The following is a 22,800-nucleotide window of genomic DNA, read 5'->3' as shown; positions in this document are numbered from 1 at the left end:
CCAATCGATTGCCCTTGCACACCGCAAGGGCTTTTTTTATCGCTCTATTATAGTTTCAATCTTTCTGCCAAATTACTGCGTCATCCCAATTAGCAAAAAACCTCACTGACCTGTACCGTTCTCATCATTGCACTTCAAAATTTTCAGATTACACTCAAAAGCAATCATAAAGAAAACTATCGACAAAGGATTGATTATGAGCGAGGCCTACATCATTGATGCCATTCGCACTCCGCGCGGCAAAGGAAAAAAAGATGGCGCATTACACGAAGTTAAACCCATTCGCCTACTCACAACCTTATTGAATGAATTGCAACAACGACACAACCTAGACACCTCACAAGTAGACGATATTGTTTTGGGTTGTGTCACACCAATTGGCGATCAGGGTGCAGATATTGCCAAAACCGCAGCGATTGCCGCAGGTTGGGACAATGATGTTGCTGGGGTACAAATCAACCGCTTTTGTGCCTCAGGTTTAGAAGCCGTGAACCTCGCAGCGCAAAAAGTTCGTTCGGGTTGGGAAGATTTAATCGTTGCAGGTGGTGTGGAATCTATGTCACGCGTGGCAATGGGTTCCGATGGTGGTGCTTGGGCATTCGACCCTGAAACCAATATGGCTTGTGACTTTATTCCACAAGGTATTGGCGCTGACTTAATTGCCACACTCGATGGCTATAGCCGTACAGAAGTCGATCAATTTGCAGCAGCATCACAGCACAAAGCCGCAGCAGCACAAGCACAGGGACATTTCGAGCGCTCGATTGTACCTGTCAAAGATCAGGCAGGTGTGGTGATTTTGGCACAAGATGAATTTATCAAACCACAGACCACGGCTGAAAGCTTGGCACAGCTCAAGCCGAGTTTTGCCAATATGGGACAAATGGGTTTTGATGCGATTGCCCTGCAAAAATATCCTGAAGCAGGACAAGTCAATCATGTGCATCATGCAGGCAATTCATCAGGTATTGTTGATGGCGCGGCATTGGTCTTGATTGCATCGGAACAAGCGGTACAACAACACAACTTAAAACCACGCGCCAAAGTGCTTGCTACCGCACTGGTTGGCACAGACCCTGCCATTATGCTCACAGGACCCGCGCCTGCAGCACGCAAGGCCTTAGCCAAAGCAGGACTGAACATTGAAGATATTGATCTGTTTGAAGTCAATGAAGCCTTTGCAGCCGTGGTTCTGCGTTTTATTACAGAACTTCAGGTTGATCCCGCCAAAGTCAATGTGAATGGTGGTGCTATTGCCTTGGGTCATCCACTTGGCGCTACAGGTGCCATGATTTTAGGCACCTTACTGGACGAGCTAGAACGACAAGATAAAAAACGCGGCATGGCTACATTATGTGTAGGCGGTGGGATGGGAATTGCCACCATTATTGAGCGAGTATAAGGAGTATAAAAATGAGCGCCATTCACTATTATAAAAATGCCGATAACATTGTCATTCTAACCTTTGACTCACCAAATCAATCTGCCAACACCATGAATGCTGACTTTAGAGATGCATTAGCGCAAGTGGTACAAAAGTTAAAAGCAGACGAACAAGTGGCGGGAATCATTTTCGCCTCTGCGAAAAAAACCTTTTTTGCAGGCGGTGACTTAGATGAGTTGATTCAAGTACAGCCTGAGCATGCCAGCTCATTTTTTCAGATGATTGAAAACCTAAAAGCACAGCTGCGTTATATTGAAACCCGTGGTATTCCTGTGGTAGCTGCCTTAAATGGCACGGCACTCGGCGGCGGATGGGAACTTGCTCTGTGCTGTCATCATCGTATTGCAATTCGTGATGCAAAAACCAAGTTTGGTTTACCCGAAGTGACTTTAGGTTTATTGCCTGGTGGCGGTGGTATTGTGCGGATGGTACGTTTATTGGGTTTACAAACTGCCCTGCCGCTGTTGATGGAAGGCAAACAGCTGAGTGTGGAAAAAGCACAAAGTTTAGGTTTAATCCATGATCTTGCTGAAAATGAAACAGAATTACTCAGCAAAGCCCAAGACTGGATTCTTGCACATCCTCAATCACAACAAGTATTTGATGTCAAAGGCTATAAAATCCCTGGGGGAACACCATCTACACCTGCTGTCGCGCAAATGCTTTCCATTGCTCCTGCCATGCTACGCGACAAAACCAAAGGCTGTTACCCTGCGCCTGAAGCAATTTTGAGTGCAGCAGTAGAAGGTGCGCAGGTTGATGTCGATACAGCCTTACGCATTGAATCTCGCTATTTTACCCAGCTCGCAACAGGTCAAATTTCTAAAAATATGATTGGCACCTTTTGGCATGGGCTGAATGCGATTAAATCGGGCAGTGGCCGTCCGCAAGGCATTGCACCACATCAAACTCAAAAAGTCGGTATTTTAGGTGCAGGCATGATGGGTGCAGGCATTTCTTATGCCACAGCAAGCAAAGGTATTACGGTTGTTCTGAAAGATGTATCCATCGAACAAGCTGAAAAAGGCAAATCTTACAGTCAAAAACTACTCGATAAACAAGTATCACAAGGTCGTATAAGTGCAGAGCGAGCGGCACAAGTCTTAGCCAAGATTCATCCAACGGCACAGGCTGCCGATTTACAAGGCTGTGATTTGATTATTGAGGCGGTATTTGAAAACCCCGCACTCAAGGCGCAAGTCACTCAAGAAGCCGAAGTTTTTCTGGCAGAACAAGGTGTGATGGCATCCAACACCTCAACCCTACCCATTAGTGAACTTGCCCAAGCGGCGCAAGACCAGCAGCGTTTTATTGGACTGCATTTCTTTAGCCCTGTCGATAAAATGCCATTGGTCGAAATCATTAAAGGAAAAAATACCTCTACCGATACTTTGACAAAGGCCTATGATTTTGTGCAGCAGATTGGTAAAACACCGATTGTGGTCAATGACAGCCGCGGCTTTTTTACCAGTCGGGTGTTTGGCACTTTTGTGCAGGAAGGCTTGCGCTTACTGGCAGAAGGCGTACATCCTGCCAAAATTGAAATGGCTGCTTTAAAAGCAGGCATGCCTGTTGGCCCACTTGCCATTCAGGATGAAGTATCTTTAACCTTATCTGAACACGTGGCACAGGAAGCACGTAAGGCGTTGCAAGCCGAAGGAAAAGACCGACCACTGTCGAGTGCAGATGAAGTCATTCAAACCATGATTCATCAATTCTCGCGTAAAGGCAAAGCTGCAGGTGCAGGCTTTTATGACTATCCTGAACAGGGTAAAAAACAGCTTTGGTCGGGGTTAAGCCATTGGTATCAAAATACCGAAATCGCTGAACAAGAGATGATAGATCGCTTTTTATTTGTGCAAGCACTGGACAGCTTACGTTGCTTAGAAGAAGGTGTTTTAGAATCTGTCATTGATGCCAATGTTGGTTCAATTTTTGGCATTGGCTTCCCTGCATGGACAGGTGGTGCTTTACAATTTTTGAATCAATATGGTTTAACACAGGCTTTGGCACGAGCACAGCAACTTACTGCTGAATATGGCGAGCGTTTTACCCCACCTAAAATCTTGCAAGATCGTGTTGCTGCAGGTGCTAAAAGCATTTAAAGCTAAACTTTAAATTTAAAGCAATCTGGGAGGGATATATCATCCCTCTTTTTATTTGCTCAAAATTACAATGAATATCCCTGCATAAATAGAATTTAATCCGTTTTTCATGCATTTTATGTTATAAAGTTACATAATTTTAAGATTTAGATTCAAATTGGGTAGATGCACATGACCGAACGCCTTACTCCTGAAAAATCACCTTGGGGTTGGAAAGCACTCTTTATTTTCTGTATTTTGGGTGGAATTTTCATGTTTATTTTCTGGTTAGCGGTCACGAATGAACCTGACTACATGCCTAGCCAGCAACAAAAGCAGAATACTCAGCAACACGCCTTTAAAAATGCGCCAGCTATGTCACAAGAAGCATTGGCAAAAGCACAAGCAGATCGTGAAGCACGTGAAGCTTTGGCTGCTGAAACTGCAGATGCACACGGTATGACTGAAACAGAACATGCCAATATGCCTGAAAACCATGAGCCAGCACCCGCACATGGACATTAATATGCGCTAGCGGCTCTGTTCATACAGTTTATAAAAAGAAATCGCCATGATCACATTCCATCATGGCGATTTTTATTTTGCACGATTAAAATCAGGACTATCGACAATTCGTTTAAAATATCAATCGCATATCTACATGCGGAATACCACAATCTAAATACGACTCACCCTCAACCTGAAAACTCAAACTTTGATAAAACGGAATCGCGTGTTCCTGCGCAGACAACTTGACCCACGGACGTTGCTGCTGCTTTGCCACCTGAATAATATGCTGCATTAAAACACGTCCCACACCTAAACCGCGCTGTGATTTCAACACTGCGACCCGTCCAATACTGTGATTTTCCAGTAAACGTGCTGTTGCAATCGCCTGTCCAGTTGCATAGACCACAAAATGCAAGGCAACTGCATCTTGTGCATCCCACTCATCTTCAGGCGCAATTCGCTGTTCCTGAATAAAGACTTGCTCACGAATAGATTTGGCCTCTGCAGCAAATTGTGTCCAAGTGCCCGATTGAATTTCATAATCTTGCATCTTTATATCCTGTTCCATCTTGCTTAGCACTTAGAACCAATGCCCTGTTGATCCCACTGATCGTTCAACAACAACTCCAAAGAATGTTTTTGAATACCGTACATGGTTTTTAAATCACGAATTTGTGCCAAAACTGCTTGATCAGGTTCACTCCAATTTTGACGTTTGGTTGCCAAAATCATTTTGTTTTTACTGGTGTGTTCTAAAGCGACAAACTCAAAAACTTTGGTGTCATAACCATAGGCTTTGAGCAATAAAGCGCGGATGGTATCGGTTAACATTTCCGCCTGTTGCCCTGCATGAATGCCAAATTGCAGCATCGGTTGCAACACGCTTGGGCTTTGTAATTGTGGACGCAACTCTTTATGGCAACACGGCGCGCACATAATCATTTGTGCATTCAGGCGAATACCAGTATGAATTGCAAAATCGGTGGCGACATCACAGGCATGCAAAGCAATCATTACATCTAAATGTTCTGGCTGATAGGTGCGCACATCGCCCTGAAAAAAATCTAGCTGCTGAAAGTCTGAAGCACTCGCCACCGACTGACAAAACTCAACCATTTTCGGGTTTAGTTCCACCCCAGTCACAAAAGGAAGAAATTGCTGCTTTTGCAAATAGTCATATAACGCAAAAGTTAAATAGCCTTTGCCTGAGCCAAAATCCACCACGCGCACAGTATTTTCCGAAGTTTTGATTTGCGCCAAAGCCCCCGAAAAAATTTCAATGAATTTATTAATCTGTTTCCATTTACGCGCCATGCTCGGAATAATTTGCGCTTTGGCATCGCTAATCCCCAAGTGTTGTAAAAATGGGCTGGATTGATCGACATAACGCTGCTTTTCTCGGTCATGTCCTTGCGGTTCTTTCGGTTTCGCTATAGTCGGTGCTGTTTTACTAATGCTGAGCATGGCTTTCTTTTTGTTCTTTTTTAGCTGAATTTCCTGATCTGTCGTAAATAAATTGGCCTGTTTACAATCTGCCAATAAGTGACTCAATTGTATCTGTGCTTCTGCCAAAGGATAGTTTTTGGTGATATCCTGCGTTTTATGGCGATACAAACAAGTTAAAACGGTGTCTTGATTTAGCTGAATCACCCGTAAGGTGATTTTTTCTAATTGTTCCAGTTCGCCTTTATATTGACTCAGCACCACACGATCAAGCTTTTGTGTATCAATGGCTTGCTGAAAAGCCTCTAAGAATTGTTGTTCCTGCACAGAGGGAGAAGCCAAAGTCGACATAATAAAAACCTGAAAAAATTACAATTCAAGTTTAATTGTTATTACCCTAAAAGCAAAATTGAATTACGATACAGTTGTATAATTAAAGAAATTAAAGCAGATTCGCCATGAAATTAAATGCCCCTTTAGTGCCTGATTATGACCTGCAAGAAGAACGGATTAACTATCTGAGCCATGGTGTTGGTGCGGCTTTGGCATTTATTGCAGGTATTCTTTTAATCATTAAAGGTGCGTATTTAAGTACGGGACAATGGCTAGGTTTGTGGGCCTATGCAATAAGCATGGTACTGCTTTTTTCTGCTTCAATGCTGTATCACATGGCAACCGCAGCAGACCGTCGTTATTTTTATAAAAAGTTAGATCACACCGCAATTTATTATTTAATTGCAGGGACTTATACCCCATTTTTATCCATCGCGATTCCTACTCAAAAAGCACAATATTTGTTAATTGCCCTGTGGATTATTGCCCTGATTGGCACCCTATTTAAACTGGTATTCATCAACCGTTTTCATAAAATTTCTTTAATTGCCTACTTGGTGATGGGTTGGTTAGCCGTTCTGGTCATGGACGATATGCAAGCCTATTTAAGCAGCCAAGCCCTGACTTTTTTGCTGATTGGCGGCATTGCATACACTGTGGGTGCATTGTTTTATGCCTTAAAACGCGTAAGATATACCCACGCAATTTGGCATGTATTTGTCCTAATTGGTGCAGGCGCACACTTTCTGGCAATTTATCTGTATGTGATTTAACGCTGAATATCGCTCATGTCTTACAGATAAAACGATCAGATTTGAATGGTGTTCATGGATGCAGTTTTGTGATCAACTTCTTGTTCAAAAAAGTATAACTACAAGAAGTATCTACTAATTTTTCTGCCCGTTCGGTCTGTGCCAAATTGCACTTTCATTTAAAATTCACTTTACATAAGGTCCTGTATGGCATCTTCATCTACTGCTGCCGCTGAACAGCCGACTCAAAATTCTAAATTTCGAGTACTGACTGCAAGCTTGGTCGGTACCACCATCGAGTTTTTTGACTTTTATATCTACGCCACTGCGGCAGTCATTATTTTCCCGTATCTGTTTTTTCCGACCAGTACTGACCCAATGACAGCAACCATTCAATCTCTCGCCACCTTTGCAATTGCCTTTATCGCCCGTCCAATTGGTGCAGCTTTATTTGGACATTTAGGAGATCGGATTGGACGCAAAGCCACTTTGGTCGCGGCATTATTGACCATGGGAATTTCTACAGTCTGTATTGGTTTACTGCCGACGTATGCACAAATTGGGATTATCGCGCCATTACTGTTGGCGTTGTGTCGCTTAGGGCAAGGTTTAGGCTTGGGCGGTGAATGGTCGGGAGCAGTACTGTTAGCCACAGAAAATGCCCCTGAAGGTAAACGTGCTTGGTATGGCATGTTCCCACAATTGGGCGCTCCGATTGGTTTTATTCTTGCCACAGGTTCATTCCTTATTTTAGGTGCGCTGATGTCTGAGCAAGACTTTATGACATGGGGCTGGCGCATCCCGTTTATTTCGAGTGCCTTATTGGTGATTGTCGGTTTATGGATTCGCTTAAAACTGCATGAAACGCCTGCCTTCCAAAAAGTGTTGAATAAACAAAAAGAAGTCAATGTGCCATTTATTCAGGTCTTTAAAAAACACGCTAAAATGTTAGTGCTCGGAACAATCGCTGCAATTTGTACCTTTGTGGTGTTTTATCTGACTACAGTATTTGCCTTGCAATGGGGCACTAAACAACTGGGTTATTCACGTGAAGAATTCTTAAAACTTCAACTACTAGCCACATTGTGTTTTGCCGCATTTATTCCCCTCTCAGCCGTTTTAGCCGAAAAATTTGGACGTAAAACCACCTCTATCGCAGTGTGCATCATCTCTGCAATTTTTGGCTTATTTTTTGCCGACATGCTTGCTTCAGGCAGCACGTGGATTGTATTTATTTTCCTGTGTATTGGCTTGGCAATTATGGGACTTACTTACGGGCCCATTGGTACAGTATTGTCTGAAATTTTCCCAACATCTGTACGCTATACAGGCTCCGCACTCACCTTTAACTTGGCGGGTATTTTTGGCGCATCGTTTGCCCCACTCATTGCCACCAAACTTGCCACCACTTATGGCTTGGCTGCAGTTGGTTATTATTTAAGTGCAGCATCCATCTTGTCTTTAATCGCATTTTTAATAATTCGAGAAACCAAGCATGATGATGTAAACAATCAAATTTAAGCGCAAAAATTGCATCAAAAAACCAGCCTCGGCTGGTTTTTTTCATGTAGGCGATGGTGACGGTGCTTACAATAATTCAATAATATCAATCGTGGGCGGCACACCAAAACGAAAAGGAACACCGACCATTCCTGTCCCTACAGTCACAAATACATCGGCATGATCATGGCGATATAACCCCTTTTTATGCCCTAAAATAGATACTTTTTTCATCACATAATCGGTCAGCCACGGCAGTTCAACCTGCCCACCATGGGTATGTCCTGCCAACATCAACGGACGTGTCGGCAATTTTGGCACCATATCCACTGTATCGGGGTTATGTGATAACAACACCCACGGCTTATCCTGAGGTAAATCGGGCATATAGCGCATGTCGGTTTTACCTGCCCATAAATCGCCAATACCGAGCAAACGAAACTCATCAAACTCGACAATTCTACCTTCAATATCAATCACGTTATTTTGTTCTAAAGCCGTTTTTAACAGCTCTTGAATGGGCGGGCCAGGATACTGCTCATCATGATTACCATTTACCGAATATACAGGCGCACAAATTTCTTTTAATACCGCCAATTCTTCGACCAATTTATTTTCAGGCTCATAAGTCCAGTCGCCTGCTACAACGACAATATCGGGGTTTTGCAAATTGAGTTTTTTCACAATTTGCTTCAATTGACGCTCATGCCCAGAAAACAAGCCAATATGTAAATCTGCAATTAAAGCAATTTTGACAGGCTTTAATAAACGGCGATCTGCATGAATTTGATATTTGGTAGTTTTGACTTGAATCAAATGCGGTTCAATAAAACGCGCATAGCTCAACACAGCACTGACTAAAAATACAAAAATCGCTTCGTGGATGGAGTAATAGCCCTGAATACCCGCATAGACACTAAAAAAAACCAAAGGCGGCAACAGGTAAGACAAATAAAATGCCAACAAATGCACAAAGGCCTTAAACGGGTGAATGGTTTCTGTATTGGCCTGACTGCGCCATGCTTGCGAAACTGCCCACAGCGCCAAAATTGCCATACCCATATAGAAATACAACACGACTGAATCGTTATCCCACATATTTATTCTCTATTACTTCATACTTCTGCTATTCAATGCTGCGCTAAACCCAGATGTCGCATTTAACCCACACACGTCATATATCTGTATTGTCATATTTATCTTTTCATAGCTGACAATTATACTCAAACCCTATTTTTAACTTATTTGCTCCTCGTGCTAAAAAGGAATTTAATTTGGCAAACCGCAGCTCATCCGCTCCATTTCAAAATATTCGGCACAACGTCTTGTGGCTGAGTTGCGCCTTCATTTTGACACTCTCAGGCTGTAGCACGCTACCCAAACAGATTGAACATCCGATCCAGATGGCGTTTGAAACCCCAACCGATCAAACCAGTTTGGCCAAAATTGTACTGCCGCTACGCGAAAAATATCCGCAGCTTACGGGTTATCATGTCTTGTATGATCCGCTCGAAGCCCTAGCAGCACGTATCTATTTGATTAATAAAGCAGAAAAATCTTTAGATTTACAATATTATATTTGGGATAACGATAAAATTGGCGCGCTTGCACTACACGCCATTATTCGTGCGGCAGATCGTGGGGTGAAAGTCCGCTTATTGGTCGATGATAACAATGCCAAAAAAATGGAAGGCATTTATCTCGCGCTCGATCAACACGTCAACATCGACATCAAACTGTATAATCCATATCGCTTTCGACATTATCGTGCCATGGACATGATTTTGGATTTGAAGCGTATTAACCGTCGTATGCACAACAAAAGCTTTATTGCCGATAACCAAATTTCTCTGATTGGTGGGCGCAATATGAGCAATCAATACTATAACGTCAGCGACAATTATCAATTTTCTGATGTCGATGTGATGTTAGTCGGCTCGGCTTCGGATGAAATTATTCACTCTTTTGATGAATACTGGAATGATGACTATGCTTATTCAGTCAAGCAATTGGTCAATCCACAACATTACACCTTGCGTTATGAAAGCTTAAAACAGCAATTAGAACAGCACGATCAAGAAGCCACCGTACAAAATTATTTAGATTTGGTGACTCGTTCTAAAGCGATTGAACAGTGGATGACGCATAGTATTAAGTTCGATTGGGTCAGTGCTGAAGTGGTCAAAGATGCGCCGAGTAAAATTAAAGACCGCGCCTCAAAAGAAGAACATCTCAACTTTCAATTGCTGACGCATTTAGAGAAGCCAAGCAGTAGTGTCGATATTATTTCTGCGTATTTTGTCCCTGAACAATCGGGGGCAGAAAAACTAAAAGACTTGGCGGATGATGGCGTTCAGGTACGCGTACTGACCAACTCCTTTAAAGCCAACGATGTTCCTGTGGTGCATGCTTTTTACGCCAAATATCGAGAAGATTTATTGGCAAATAACGTGCAGCTGTATGAGTTTTTGGCGCGACCTGAAATGGAAAACCTAAACACACATACGCACGAAATTTCCAAAAAAGCCAAAGTCAGTATGAAAGGTTTAAGCCGTTCTAGTTTACATGCCAAACTCATGGCATTGGATGAAAAACAGGTATTTATTGGTTCGTTTAATTTTGACCCACGCTCGGCATATTTAAATACTGAAATTGGGGTGATTTTAAACAGTCCGCCATTGGCTCGCGCAGTTCACCACACCATGGATGTCAATTTGTCCAAATATGCTTATAAACTGGTTTTGGATGCACAGCAAAACATTCAATGGCACATGAAAAATCCACAAGGCGAAACTCAAATTCTGAAAAAAGAACCAGGGATGAAATGGTATCAACGTGCGGCAATGAAAATTACCTCATGGCTGCCAATTGAAGGCTTTATGTAGCAACATAATATTGAAGCTGTTGGATGATGACCATTATTCTTAAAAAAATGTGATGTGCTTAGGCTATCTTTAACATGAAGATGCGCCTAAGCATGTTTTATGATGTCAGCACTTGTGGTTTTAATACCTGACGATGCAACTCAGCCAAACCTTCTGTCATGCGTTCCTGTACCACAGCAGTTAAAGATTCAATATCGTGCCCTTCTACCACAATTGCAGGTAACGCCATTAAATGCGCTGTCACTTTCGGCATTTCCAAAACATCTTTCACATGATCAACAAAGGTCATGTCATTAATAAACGGCGCAACAGTATCTAACTCACCTTGCTGATTCACATAACAAATCAGACAAATTTGCACAGGTCGTTTGGCTTCAATTGCTGCCCCTAAAATACGACCATGCACTTTTTTAATTTTGCTTCCATCTGACGTGGTCGCTTCAGGAAAAAATAATACAGGAATATCTTGTTTTAAAAATTGCGTGATTTGTTCACGAATTTTGACTGAATCGCCAGAGCCACGCTTAATAAATAGCGTCCCCCCACCTTTGGCTAACTTACCCAATAACGGCCATTTTTCAATTTCAGCTTTGGCCAGAAAAAATACCCGCGCACTAGAACCCAATACCGCTACATCTAACCACGAAATATGATTACTGACCCATAGCGCAGGGTCATGCGGAATTTCACCATGAATTTGCACTTCAATATTAAAAACTTTGCACAATTGACGGCAAAAATATTGCACATAGCGCGTATTGTTCGGGTTGTTGGTGTCTTTATACAATTGATGACGATAGACCAAATAAAACCCTTCACCAATCGCGCCAGCCGTTGCCAGAACTTTTTTGCTATACAAAGCAAGCTTTGCAAAACCATGAATTGGAGATGTGTGAGTTTCAACAGCTGGGTTCATAGGGTCATCACTAATTGTTAAACGCAAAACAACGTATAAAGGTCTATATTTTGCTCATTCTATACTGTTCAATCTGAACTTGCATTGATAATAAAAACCGAAACCTGCATGCAAACATGCGACTTTTGGCAAAATCTAAATAGATAAATTCTATATTGGGGTCATCCTTATAATTGAGTTTACATACGTTGATATAGCATCAAATCAGGGCGCAGGAAAAATCCAATCATCTATTTCCCTGCACAAACATTTTTTCTACTAGAATATAGCTTTAGCATGGAGATTGCGCTGAGTGGAAAATTTTGTGCCACATCAAGATGGCGAGCGTGTTGTACTGGTCAGTGTCGCTGTCCAAATTTTAGAAGACCTAGATGCCGAAGAATTTCAGCTCTTGGCTGAATCTGCGGGTGCAGAAGTTTTACAACACGTCCACACTCAACGTAGTAAACCCGATGCCAAACTCTTTATTGGCTCAGGCAAAGCCGAAGAAATTGCCGCATTGGTCAAAGAACACGACGCCAATTTGGTCATTTTTGATCATGCACTCAGTCCTGCACAGGCACGTAATTTAGAAAAAGTGATGCAATGCCGTGTGGTTGACCGTACCGAACTCATTTTAGATATTTTTGCTCAACGCGCCCGCACTTACGAAGGTAAATTACAGGTCGAATTGGCACAATTACAACATTTATCTTCACGTTTGGTGCGTAGTCGCAGCAACTTAGACAGTCAAAAAGGTGGTATCGGCTTACGTGGTCCTGGGGAAACCTTGCTTGAAACTGACCGACGCTTATTGCGTATTCGCATGGGACAACTAAAAACCAAACTCGATAAAGTCCGTCAAACCCGTGCACAAGGTCGTGTGGCTCGGCAAAAAGCCGCCATTCCTACCGTTTCATTGGTCGGTTATACCAACGCAGGCAAATCGACCTTATTTAATATTTTGGCGCAAAGTGATGTCTATGCTGCTGACCAACTGTTTGCTACGCTTGACCCTACTTTACGGCGTTTAGAATGGGATGGCATCGGACGTCTGGTATTGGCAGACACCGTTGGCTTTGTAAGAAACCTATCTCACTCTTTGGTGGAATCTTTTAAAGCAACTTTGGAAGAAACCTTAGAAGCCAGTTTATTGCTGCATGTGATTGATTCAAGCAACCCCGATGTGTTGGAACAAATTGAAGCAGTCGAAGGTGTGCTAAAAGAAATTGGCGCAGATGTACCTATTTTGCGGGTTTACAATAAAATTGATGTCTCAGGCGAAACAGCCAAAATTATCTATGAAAAACCGCATCAACCTGACCGTGTCTATGTATCGGCACATTCAGGGCAAGGTTTAGACTTGTTAAAACAAGCCGTACATGAATGTTTGATGGGGCAAATTCAAAAGTTTGATCTTAAATTACAACCTGCTTATGGCAAACTGCGCAATCAACTGTATGCGCTCAATGTCATTCAGGTAGAACAGTACGATGATGAAGGTCAATTACATCTACAAGTCAGCATGGCACCACATAAACTGGAACAACTGATTAAACAGGCACATTTACCGATAGACGAAATTTTGGGTGCACAGGCAGAACAATTTAAACGTCCGCTTGAAGCATTTGAAATTGACGATCAGATCGGTTAAAACGTGATAAGTAAAATTTTAATGAAAGATCAAAAATGAGCAGGATAAAACATATCGATTGGCCAGCATGGATCGGCACACTCCTTTTGATTATTGTGTTTCGTGAAGCCTCTGTATGGATCATGACCCAATTTAATCACCCAGAATTAGGCAATTTAGTCGGTTTGCTCAGCCTGCTGGCGGTATTATTTACATGGCGCAAACTCAGTAAAATTCCTGCTCGTCTGGTCGATACCAACAACAAAATCATGAAAGAAAGTGCCTTTGCCTTTTTACCCATCAGCGCGGGTTCATTAATTATGCTCACGCACATGGGCAAACAAATTCCAATCTTCTTAATTGTGTTGTTTATCAGTACGCTGATCCCGCTTTGGCTGTATGCCAAAATGGCAAAACGCTGGCTTTAGGAGATTAAAATGCTGTCAATTCTATATGGTTTTTTAATCACTCTCGTTGCATATTTACTGGCAAAACCTTGCAACCAAAAAGTCCCGCAAATCCCTGTGATTGTCTTTGGCATGTGTTTTGTGTTGCTACTGTTGTATTTTTTCGGGATTCCATACGAAACTTACGTCGCACAAACCAACCCTTTGTTTAATCAATTATTGGGCTATGTGACAGTTGCACTCGCCATTCCTCTAGCAGCCATGCGTTATGACGATTTACCCCTCAAAGCGATTTTAGGTATTTTGTTCTTTGCCAGTCTTAGTGCTGTGGCGCTGCCGATGGGGCTTGCTTATGCGCTACATATGTCCAGTGCCGATATTATGGCATTTGCCACCCGTGCAGTGACCACGCCGATTGCGATTAATATCGCAACCTTATTAGAAGCACCGATTCAATTGGCAGTATTAATTGTGATTTTATCAGGTGTCGTGGGTGCTGCTTTTTCACCACTTATTTTAAGGCATATCAATGATGAACGTGCTTCAGGTTTGGCACTTGGCTTAGCTGCACATGCCATTGGTACTGCTCAAGCATGGCAACGTGGCAGTGTTGCAGGACGTTATGCTGCCTTTGGCATGGCAGTCAATGCAGTCTTTACCGCAGTTTGGCTGCCAACATTTATACTGTATTTACAAAGAATGTGACTGAGCAATCACTTTTAAAGATTGTGACCATTTCACTTTCTTTTTATTATGAAATATCCAGTTTGCGAAATGAAGGAACATTGAACATGGTCAAGATGAAACTCACCGTTGCCTTAATCTGCTCAGCCTTAGGTAGTTTTGCGCTGGCTCAAGATATTACAGGAACTTGGAAAAACATTGACGATAAAACGGGTTCATCTAAAGCCATTTTAGAAATTCGTCAGGAAAGCAATGGTAGCTATACCGCTAAAATCGTTAAAGTGACGCCACGCCCAGGTTACACACCAAGAGAAACCTGTGTCAACTGCCCTGCGCCTTATACCAACCAACCGATTTTAGGTATGGATGTACTCACTGGCTTAAAATATACAGGTAATTCCAATTTCACAGGCGGGAAAATTATTGACCCTTTAAGCGGCAATATTTACAGCACCAAAGCCAAATTGAGCAATAATGGTAAGCGTTTGACCATGCGCGGTTATGTCGGTGTATCGGCTTTAGGTCGCAGCCAAACTTGGATTAAAAGTGATTAATTTATAAGTTATTCCATCAACTTAATTAATTCACTTTTCACTTAAAATGCCACACGTTCGTGGCATTTTTCACATCTTTTCCAGCATTTTCCCTGCAAGTTTAAGATTAAAAATTTCCTCAAATCTCTTGACTCTTACCACAACTCGCTTTATATCTTGAATTAACCTCTGTAATAACTTTCGACAATCAAAGGAACTGATATGAAGAAAAATGTATTGATGGGTGTATTTGCAAGCTTAATCTTCAGTGGTTCAGCATTTGCTGCAGACCTAACAGGTATCTGGCAAAGTATTGATGACAAAACAGGTTCACCCAAAGCCCTGATTGAAATTACCCAAGCTGAAAATGGCAGCTTTACTGGTAAAATTATCAAAGTCACACCAAGACCGGGCTATACCCCAAAAACTATGTGTGTGAATTGCCCTGCACCTTATACCAACAAACCTTTGGTCGGTTTGGAAATTATTAGTGGCTTAAAGCATGTGGAAAATAACAACTATGCCGATGGGCGTATTTTAGATCCACTTACAGGCAAAATGTATAGCCTGAAAGGTCGTTTAGCATCTAATAATAAACGTCTCACTTTACGTGGTTACGTCGGAATTTCAGCCATTGGTCGGACACAAACGTGGATTCGCCAACAATAAGCGAGTAATTGTGTCTCATCGGTCATTTTTTCTGGATACTCGGGACTTTGTGTCCGTTAATTCACAGATTAGACTAGCCGCAAAGACCGAGTAAGGGAAATAAAATGATTCAGAAATTGGCTTTAGGAATAGCCGTCATCTTCGGCAGTCTAAGCACTTTGGCGATGGCACAAGATTTAGCAGGAACTTGGCAACAAATTGATGATAAAACAGGCTCACCCAAAGCTGTCATCGAAATTCGTAAAGAAGCCAATCAAACCTATACGGGTAAAATTGTGAAAGTAACCCCGCGTCCGGGTTATACCCCACGTGAACTTTGTAATAAATGCCCTGCGCCTTATACCGACCAACCTATTTTAGGGATGGATATTTTAAAAGGCTTACAACAAGTCAAAAACAGCAACAATTACGAAAAAGGACGCGTAATTGATCCATTGGCAGGTCGTATTTACGATGCAAAAATTCGCCTCAACTCAACAGGTAAACGTTTAACTTTACGTGCTTATATAGGTGTATCTACACTAGGTCGCAGTCAAACTTGGATTCGAATTCAATAAAATTCAAGATAAAAAATAGCCACCTCAATAGGTGGCTATTTTCATTTCATCATCACATTTTTAAATTTTAAAGATGAATGTTATTACCATTCTGCCAGCGGATTATCCACTGCAAACAATTGCTGATCTTCCAAACGATAAGCCACAAGCTGATTGCCCCACACACAACCGCCATCCACATTTTGAATATTGTCGGCTACCGTTTGTCCCTGCAATGCTGCCCAATGACCAAATACGATTTGATGTGTTTGCGCAGCTAAAGATGGATATTCAAACCACGGTTTAAAACCTTCTGGCATCGGATCATCTAAGGCATCTTTAAAGCTGAATTCCAAACCACCCTGTGCATTGGCTAAACGCATACGGGTCAAATAGTTGGTAATACAACGTAAACGCGCATGCCCCTCTAAATCATCCGACCAAACTGCAGGTTCTGCCCCATACATTTCCTTTAAGAATGCATCCACTACCTCAAAGTCCTCATGCCCAATCACTGCCTCAACTTCTTTTGCCAAAGCTGCGGTTTGTTCCGCATTCCAAATATGTGGAATACCTGCATGAGTTAAAATGGTGTTTTCATTAGGAAAAAGACACAATGGTTGTTTACGCAACCAATCAATCAAATCATCACTGTCAATTGCATCAATCACATCACGAGTGTTGTCTTGTGCTTTGATTTTCTTTAAGCCACGTGCGCCTGCCAACAAGGTTAAATCGTGATTGCCTAACACCGTTGCTGCAACGCCACGATCTACCAGTTTTTTAATAAAACGCAAAGCACCTACCGAGTTTTCACCCCGCGCGACTAAATCGCCTGCAAACCAAATAAAATCTTGATCGGGATCGAACTGTATTTCTTTTAATAACAGTTTTAAGGCTTCAAAGCAGCCCTGCACATCACCAATGACATAGTTGTATCGAATTGCTGCCATTAATTCACCATCTGATCTGCCAATGCGACAAATGCACTCAAACTTAAAGTTTCAGGACGTGCCATTGGGTCTACCCCTGCACGTTCAAACGCATCTTCAGCCAACATGCCTTTTAAGCTATTGCGCAATGTTTTACGACGTTGGGTAAATACATGCGCCACCAAACGTGCCAATGCTTTTTCATCTTTGGCAATAATCGGTTTAGTCACATAAGGCTCTAAACGGAATACTGCAGAAGTCACTTTAGGCGGTGGATTAAATGCGCCAGGCGGTACTTCAAACAAGAACGTTGGCTTACAGTAATACTGCATCATCACCGATAAACGCCCATATTCTTTGGTATTCGGTTCAGCCGTGATACGATCTACCACTTCTTTTTGCAGCATAAAGTGCATGTCTTTAACTTTGTCACCAAACTCTAAGAGATGAAACAAAAGCGGCGTCGAAATGTTATACGGCAAGTTTCCAACCACACGTAGCGGGCGCCCTTCCTGAAATAACTCGGTAAAGTCATATTTCAGCGCGTCACTTTCTACAATAGTTAAACGCTCAGGATGTGGCACACGTCCCGGTAAGCCTGCGGCCAAATCACGGTCTAATTCCACTACAGTCAAAGCATCACACTCACCAATTAAAGGTGAGGTCAATGCCGCTAAACCCGGTCCAATCTCGACAATATTATCGCCTGGACGTGGGTTCACTGAGCGGACAATTTTGGCAATCACGCGTTGATCATGCAAAAAGTTTTGACCAAAGCGTTTACGAGCCTGATGCCCTTCATCTTTTGGGTTTAGGGCATTAATTTGATACATAAAGATTTCCAAGCTGAAATTATGAACGTGCTAAATCCAGCGCTAAATCGACAGCAACATGCAAGCTAGAACTTTTCGCAAGTCCCGTACCTGCGAGGGAGAGCGCTGTGCCGTGATCGACTGAAGTGCGAATAAACGGTAAGCCTAAAGTAATATTGATTGCTTCACCAAAGCCCTGAGATTTTAACACAGGTAAACCCTGATCGTGATACATCGCTAAAACTGCATCGGCATCTTTTAAATTTTCTGGGGTAAATAAAGTATCTGCAGGTAAACTTAAACTGAGATTTTCACCGCGATTACGGTAATTTTGCAGCACAGGATTAATCACCTCAATTTCTTCCATGCCTAAATAACCATCTTCGCCCGCATGTGGGTTCAAACCACAGACCAATACTTTAGGATGTTCAATTTTAAACTTGCTTTTTAGATCGTGCAGCAAAATATCAATTACTTGTTCTAAACGTGTTTTGGTAATGGCATCTGCCACGGCACGTAAAGGTAAATGCGTGGTCGCCAAGGCAACGCGTAAGGTTTTGGTGGCTAACATCATCACCACACGCGCAACACCTGCAAACTCCTGATAATATTCAGTGTGCCCACTAAAAGAAATACCAGCTTCATTAATAATAGATTTTTGCACGGGTGCTGTCGCCACGCCCACACTCTTACCTGTCATTGCATAAGAAGCTGAGCGACGTAATTGCTCCAAAACGTAAGTTGCATTTTGTGCATTTAAATGCCCCAACTCAACATCTACAGCCAAAGGCACATGCTCAACATATAACTGCCCAAGCGCTGCAGGCTGTTGCTGACCTGAATATTCAATCAATTCGACTTGTTGCTTTAGAATTTCGGTGCGTTGTTGTAATAATTGATGATCTGCCAATACCACAATTGGACGCTCATCTTGTCGAGCTGCCAGACTTAGACAAATATCAGGTCCAATACCTGCAGGTTCACCACTGGTGACATATAAAGGGCGCATGCAGCTTCATCCACTATAGCTAGGTGTAGCTGAATTATAGCGCCATCCTGAGCAAAATTGTTTTATCTCCAATCTAATCTAAATCGGCTATCTAAGATGCCCATCTGATGCGCCCATTCCGAAATGCCAATCACGACCATACATAACAACAAACCTATAAATAGTATTTTGGGCGCTTGTTGAGTGACTGCTCGATAGTTTTGATCAGATAGACTCAACATGATGAAGCCACCGATGCCATATAGCATAAAAGGGAGCAAGGTGATGTGCATAAATACAGAATAGATTAAGATAAAAGCAAATACATCAGTACCATAAGCTGCACCGACCAACAAAAATGCCAGTTCATACAGAGCAATTAATGTGATGAAAAACCTGCTATAAATTTTAGCAGTTTATTTGGTTTCGGCTTTAATGCTTCTGTCGTTAATGCTTTTGTCGTTGTAGCGACGCGTTCTAAATCATCAGACATAGTGATCCGTCCTCATCATTATTATTAGCTGCGACCATACAGAAAAAGCTAAAACAGCACTAGATAAAGAAGATCAATACCTGATTTTTACTGTCGTGAAATGGTCGCTAGAGGTGATTTTGCTTTTATAACCAAACTTGATAAAATATAGCGCTTAAAATGTGACTTTTCCATTGTAGTTCTACCCATTCTCAGGTAGAATTCGGACTCCTTTTTGTTTGGACAGCTTCCATAGTCCAAACCAACTATAATAGGTAGTGGTTTAATGAAAACTCTCAGCGCTAAGCCAGCTGAAGTTCAACACGACTGGTACGTTGTTGATGCTTCTGGCAAAACTCTAGGTCGCCTTGCGACAGAAATCGCTCGTCGTTTACGCGGTAAGCACAAAACTTCTTATACTCCTCACGTTGACACTGGCGACTACATCGTTGTCATCAATGCTGAGCAAGTTCAAGTGACTGGTAACAAATCACTTGACAAGAAATACTATCGCCACACTGGTTTCCCTGGTGGTATCCGTGAAACTAATTTCGAGAAATTAGTTGCTCACAAACCAGAAGAAATCTTCCAACGCGCTGTAAAAGGCATGTTGCCAAAAGGTCCTCTTGGTTATGCTATGATCAAGAAAATGAAAGTGTACGCTGGTGCTGAGCATCCTCACACAGCTCAACAGCCACAAGTTTTGGACATCTAAGGGATACAGCACATGGCTACTAACTATGGTACAGGTCGCCGTAAGACCGCAACTGCACGTGTTTTCTTATCAGCTGGTACAGGTAAACTCGTAATTAACAACCGTACTCTTGAGCAATATTTCGGTCGTGAAACTGCTCGTATGATCGTACGTCAACCATTAGAGCTTCTTGAAGCTACTGAAAAATATGACCTTTACATCACTGTTGCTGGTGGTGGTATTGGTGGTCAAGCTGGTGCAATCCGTCACGGTATTACTCGTGCATTGATCGCATCTGACGACACTTTAAAACCTGCTCTTCGTCAAGCTGGTTTCGTTACTCGTGATGCTCGTGAAGTTGAACGTAAGAAACTTGGTTTACGTAAAGCTCGTAAACGTCCACAATTCTCTAAACGTTAATTCGTTTACCGAATCGGACACAAAAAAAGCCTTGGATTTTCCAAGGCTTTTTTTATGCAAATCAACGAGCTGAGCATTTTAAGCCAGATAAACAATTCGGATTCACATACACCAAAAATCAAAATTCAATACAGTCCAAAAATTGAAAACCAATCAACAAATATCTCATACACTTTTATCAGCTTTGCTGGGTGATTTTAGTGGCTAAGTTTAGTATCCTATTCTATTCATTTGGTTTTATTTCGGATTATGTCAGTCGAGAACGCACCCTTACAAGGCATTACCCTCTACAGTCATGCGGACGACTTTCGCTCACATTGGATTCGTTACGTTCTGGCCGAAAAACAAATCAAATATCAACTGATTTTGGTCGATTATGAAGATGAAGATCTTGCAAGCCTGAATCCGTATAATCAACTTCCAATGCTGCTAGAAAACGATTTAAAACTCTTTAATACTGCGATTATTTCCGAATATCTGGATGATCGTTATCGACAAAATAAACTCTATGCAGATGCACCTATGCCACGTGCAGAACAAAGACAATATATTTGGCGCTTTGAACAAGACTGGTTCAAACTTGCCGATCAGATGCTACGTCATCCTGATAGCTTAGATTACACAACACAGCGCGCTGCACAAAAAAAATTACGTGATACACTCATTTCACTGACACCATTATTTCAGCATTATCCTTATTTCATGTCAGAAAATTTCAGTATTTTAGATTGCATGCTGGCACCCTTATTTATACGGCTAAAAGCCATGGGCATAGAATTACCCCAACAACACTGTCGTCCAATTTTCCTGTATTGTCAGCGGATTTTTTCACGCCCTGCCTTCACTCAAGCAATGACTTTGCAAGAAAAAAATCGCTATCAAGAATTTTTAATTCATACTTAAAGAGCATATTATGTCTGAATCTGAAATCAATTTAAGTCCAACCCGTCCTTATTTAGCCCGCGCAATTTATGAATGGATTTGTGATAACCAACTCACACCACATTTATTGGTCGATGCTACACAGCCGAATACGCTTGTTCCTGAACAATTTATTCAGGATGGTCAGATTGTCCTAAATATCGTTCCACATGCAGTGCATGCCTTACACATGAGCAATAATGCAATCACCTTCTCTGCACGCTTTGGTGGCGTATCACGCGACTTATATGTACCTATGAATGCCGTCGTAGGTATCTATGCAAGAGAGAATGGACAAGGCTTATTCTTTGATCCAAGTGAGTATGCACATATCCAAAATGATCAAGATGCTTTAGAATCAAAGACTGAAGAAAAAACCGAACAAACTAAGAAAAAACCAAGCCTTAGATTATTAGATTAAAACAATGGAGTAGTGAATGGCTTTTGATTTAGTACAATATTTTGCAGCGCAGATTAAACTTCAAAAGCCCTCGCTTTTGAAACAATATAATGCTGTTGATCGCGACCAATATATTCAAGAAATCAATGCGCTGAGCTTAGGCAAACTGGTCAGTCTGTGGCGAGAAGACAACCAAAAACTTTATCAAGAAATTGATCATCAAGATGAATTATATATTCAGGAAATTGCACGTCGACTCACCACATCTCCACACAATCAGTCACCTCTCTCCAAAACTGAGCTTGAACAGAATATTAGTGAAGTCTTAGCCTTACAACTCACAGAGCTCAAGCAATTGGATCAAACCGGTAATTTTGGCAATAAAGGTCTAGGTGAATTATTGCTAGGTCAAATTGAACATTTATCTGGTCAAGCGGATGATTGGGTTTGGTCAACAAATGATCTAATAGAGTTAAAAGGTTCTAAACCAATTCCTCAAGAAGAGCTATCATTAGAGGCATCAATTAAGGAGTTTAATCAAATGGTTCAACAACATACCCACGATGATCATCAAAATATTGAGCCTGTAGAAGCAATTGTACCCACTTGGTCTAAAGTGTTAGAACCTATCGTTGCGATTGCGATTTTAGCAATTCTATGGTGTTCTGTTACACAATTATTTGCTTAAATCAATCTTCTCTCTAAGCCCTAATAAAACCATCCTCAGATGGTTTTATTTTGCCTTCACTTTTTATAGTTTTTAATATTTTCTTTTCTACATAAAAAACACCCCCAACGCTAGTTGAGGGTGTTTAGAATAATGAGCTGGCGATGACTTACTCTCACATGGGTA

Annotated in this window: 24 protein-coding genes; 17 read left to right on the top strand and 7 right to left on the bottom strand. The window is 41.8% G+C overall.

Features of this window, described 5'->3' with window-relative positions; all coding sequences use genetic code 11:
* The first annotated feature begins 196 nt into the window (after nucleotides 1-196).
* The 3 genes from AC07E5_RS12795 to AC07E5_RS12785 all read left to right on the top strand — a co-directional run bounded on the left by AC07E5_RS12795 (nucleotide 197) and on the right by AC07E5_RS12785 (nucleotide 4,053).
* A complete protein-coding gene (locus AC07E5_RS12795; RefSeq protein ID WP_096901568.1) occupies nucleotides 197-1,402 on the top strand; it encodes an acetyl-CoA C-acetyltransferase in 1,206 nt (401 codons plus the stop codon).
* A gap of 11 nt (nucleotides 1,403-1,413) precedes the next feature.
* Nucleotides 1,414-3,549 carry a 3-hydroxyacyl-CoA dehydrogenase NAD-binding domain-containing protein gene (locus tag AC07E5_RS12790; protein WP_131260736.1) on the top strand — a complete coding sequence of 712 codons (2,136 nt, stop codon included), beginning with the start codon at nucleotides 1,414-1,416 and terminating at the stop codon, nucleotides 3,547-3,549.
* 171 nt (nucleotides 3,550-3,720) lie between these two features.
* Entirely contained in the window at nucleotides 3,721-4,053 is a 333-nt protein-coding gene (locus AC07E5_RS12785) for a hypothetical protein (protein ID WP_004972453.1), read from the top strand.
* Between the two features lie 112 nt (nucleotides 4,054-4,165).
* On the opposite strand, the gene AC07E5_RS12780 is transcribed toward AC07E5_RS12785, so the two are convergent.
* The gene (locus AC07E5_RS12780; protein WP_004972455.1) at nucleotides 4,166-4,588 is read right to left on the bottom strand and encodes a GNAT family N-acetyltransferase; all 423 of its coding nucleotides are present in this window, start codon (nucleotides 4,586-4,588) and stop codon (nucleotides 4,166-4,168) included.
* A 23-nt stretch (nucleotides 4,589-4,611) separates the two neighbouring features.
* Nucleotides 4,612-5,832: a class I SAM-dependent methyltransferase gene (locus AC07E5_RS12775; RefSeq protein WP_278518498.1), complete on the bottom strand. Its 1,221-nt coding sequence runs from the start codon at nucleotides 5,830-5,832 to the stop codon at nucleotides 4,612-4,614.
* 107 nt (nucleotides 5,833-5,939) lie between these two features.
* Here AC07E5_RS12775 and trhA point away from each other — a divergent pair, with 107 nt between their 5' ends.
* Complete coding sequence (gene trhA, locus AC07E5_RS12770; RefSeq protein ID WP_004972459.1) at nucleotides 5,940-6,587, top strand: PAQR family membrane homeostasis protein TrhA; 648 nt, start codon at nucleotides 5,940-5,942, stop codon at nucleotides 6,585-6,587.
* Between the two features lie 186 nt (nucleotides 6,588-6,773).
* Nucleotides 6,774-8,087, top strand: coding sequence for an MFS transporter (locus AC07E5_RS12765; protein WP_278518497.1), 1,314 nt, complete (start codon nucleotides 6,774-6,776; stop codon nucleotides 8,085-8,087).
* Nucleotides 8,088-8,153: 66 nt separating this feature from the next.
* On the opposite strand, the gene AC07E5_RS12760 is transcribed toward AC07E5_RS12765, so the two are convergent.
* Complete coding sequence (locus tag AC07E5_RS12760; protein WP_004972462.1) at nucleotides 8,154-9,164, bottom strand: metallophosphoesterase; 1,011 nt, start codon at nucleotides 9,162-9,164, stop codon at nucleotides 8,154-8,156.
* A gap of 212 nt (nucleotides 9,165-9,376) precedes the next feature.
* Between AC07E5_RS12760 and AC07E5_RS12755 the strand changes: the two genes are divergently transcribed.
* Nucleotides 9,377-10,951: a phospholipase D family protein gene (locus AC07E5_RS12755; protein WP_429763600.1), complete on the top strand. Its 1,575-nt coding sequence runs from the start codon at nucleotides 9,377-9,379 to the stop codon at nucleotides 10,949-10,951.
* A gap of 97 nt (nucleotides 10,952-11,048) precedes the next feature.
* Here AC07E5_RS12755 and AC07E5_RS12750 read toward each other — a convergent pair whose 3' ends face one another.
* The gene (locus tag AC07E5_RS12750; RefSeq protein ID WP_096901584.1) at nucleotides 11,049-11,867 is read right to left on the bottom strand and encodes a lysophospholipid acyltransferase family protein; all 819 of its coding nucleotides are present in this window, start codon (nucleotides 11,865-11,867) and stop codon (nucleotides 11,049-11,051) included.
* 292 nt (nucleotides 11,868-12,159) lie between these two features.
* Between AC07E5_RS12750 and hflX the strand changes: the two genes are divergently transcribed.
* The 6 genes from hflX (at nucleotide 12,160) to AC07E5_RS12720 (ending at nucleotide 16,329) form a co-directional block, all read left to right on the top strand.
* Nucleotides 12,160-13,500, top strand: coding sequence for a ribosome rescue GTPase HflX (gene hflX / locus AC07E5_RS12745; protein ID WP_278518494.1), 1,341 nt, complete (start codon nucleotides 12,160-12,162; stop codon nucleotides 13,498-13,500).
* A gap of 35 nt (nucleotides 13,501-13,535) precedes the next feature.
* Nucleotides 13,536-13,907 carry a hypothetical protein gene (locus AC07E5_RS12740; RefSeq protein ID WP_004972466.1) on the top strand — a complete coding sequence of 124 codons (372 nt, stop codon included), beginning with the start codon at nucleotides 13,536-13,538 and terminating at the stop codon, nucleotides 13,905-13,907.
* A 9-nt stretch (nucleotides 13,908-13,916) separates the two neighbouring features.
* Nucleotides 13,917-14,591 (top strand): LrgB family protein, encoded by a 675-nt coding sequence (locus AC07E5_RS12735; RefSeq protein WP_004972468.1) that lies wholly within the window; start codon nucleotides 13,917-13,919, stop codon nucleotides 14,589-14,591.
* Between the two features lie 86 nt (nucleotides 14,592-14,677).
* Entirely contained in the window at nucleotides 14,678-15,124 is a 447-nt protein-coding gene (locus AC07E5_RS12730; protein ID WP_104853073.1) for a DUF2147 domain-containing protein, read from the top strand.
* Between the two features lie 201 nt (nucleotides 15,125-15,325).
* Nucleotides 15,326-15,772, top strand: coding sequence for a DUF2147 domain-containing protein (locus AC07E5_RS12725; protein ID WP_004972472.1), 447 nt, complete (start codon nucleotides 15,326-15,328; stop codon nucleotides 15,770-15,772).
* A 104-nt stretch (nucleotides 15,773-15,876) separates the two neighbouring features.
* Nucleotides 15,877-16,329 (top strand): DUF2147 domain-containing protein, encoded by a 453-nt coding sequence (locus AC07E5_RS12720; RefSeq protein ID WP_498625595.1) that lies wholly within the window; start codon nucleotides 15,877-15,879, stop codon nucleotides 16,327-16,329.
* 83 nt (nucleotides 16,330-16,412) lie between these two features.
* On the opposite strand, the gene AC07E5_RS12715 is transcribed toward AC07E5_RS12720, so the two are convergent.
* The 3 genes from AC07E5_RS12715 to pdxA are packed head-to-tail and all read right to left on the bottom strand — an operon-like array spanning nucleotide 16,413 to nucleotide 19,061.
* The gene (locus tag AC07E5_RS12715) at nucleotides 16,413-17,261 is read right to left on the bottom strand and encodes a symmetrical bis(5'-nucleosyl)-tetraphosphatase (protein WP_096901578.1); all 849 of its coding nucleotides are present in this window, start codon (nucleotides 17,259-17,261) and stop codon (nucleotides 16,413-16,415) included.
* Nucleotides 17,261-18,073, bottom strand: coding sequence for a 16S rRNA (adenine(1518)-N(6)/adenine(1519)-N(6))-dimethyltransferase RsmA (rsmA, locus tag AC07E5_RS12710; RefSeq protein WP_004972477.1), 813 nt, complete (start codon nucleotides 18,071-18,073; stop codon nucleotides 17,261-17,263). Before rsmA ends, AC07E5_RS12715 begins: the two co-directional genes overlap by 1 nt.
* Before the next feature lie 19 nt (nucleotides 18,074-18,092).
* Complete coding sequence (gene pdxA / locus AC07E5_RS12705; protein WP_096901579.1) at nucleotides 18,093-19,061, bottom strand: 4-hydroxythreonine-4-phosphate dehydrogenase PdxA; 969 nt, start codon at nucleotides 19,059-19,061, stop codon at nucleotides 18,093-18,095.
* Nucleotides 19,062-19,798: 737 nt separating this feature from the next.
* Here pdxA and rplM point away from each other — a divergent pair.
* From rplM to AC07E5_RS12680, 5 genes are all read left to right on the top strand, one after another.
* Nucleotides 19,799-20,227, top strand: a complete 429-nt coding sequence (gene rplM, locus AC07E5_RS12700; protein WP_004909012.1) for a 50S ribosomal protein L13 — start codon at nucleotides 19,799-19,801, stop codon at nucleotides 20,225-20,227.
* 12 nt (nucleotides 20,228-20,239) lie between these two features.
* Nucleotides 20,240-20,626 (top strand): 30S ribosomal protein S9, encoded by a 387-nt coding sequence (rpsI, locus tag AC07E5_RS12695; RefSeq protein ID WP_004972483.1) that lies wholly within the window; start codon nucleotides 20,240-20,242, stop codon nucleotides 20,624-20,626.
* Between the two features lie 249 nt (nucleotides 20,627-20,875).
* A complete protein-coding gene (locus AC07E5_RS12690; protein ID WP_004972486.1) occupies nucleotides 20,876-21,529 on the top strand; it encodes a glutathione S-transferase N-terminal domain-containing protein in 654 nt (217 codons plus the stop codon).
* 10 nt (nucleotides 21,530-21,539) lie between these two features.
* The gene (locus AC07E5_RS12685) at nucleotides 21,540-21,968 is read left to right on the top strand and encodes a ClpXP protease specificity-enhancing factor (RefSeq protein WP_278518487.1); all 429 of its coding nucleotides are present in this window, start codon (nucleotides 21,540-21,542) and stop codon (nucleotides 21,966-21,968) included.
* Between the two features lie 16 nt (nucleotides 21,969-21,984).
* Nucleotides 21,985-22,635, top strand: coding sequence for a hypothetical protein (locus tag AC07E5_RS12680; protein WP_180160944.1), 651 nt, complete (start codon nucleotides 21,985-21,987; stop codon nucleotides 22,633-22,635).
* Nucleotides 22,636-22,800: the final 165 nt, after the last annotated feature.

This window comes from Acinetobacter seohaensis (assembly GCF_056431365.1).
This window is presented reverse-complemented; position numbering and strand designations above follow the sequence as displayed.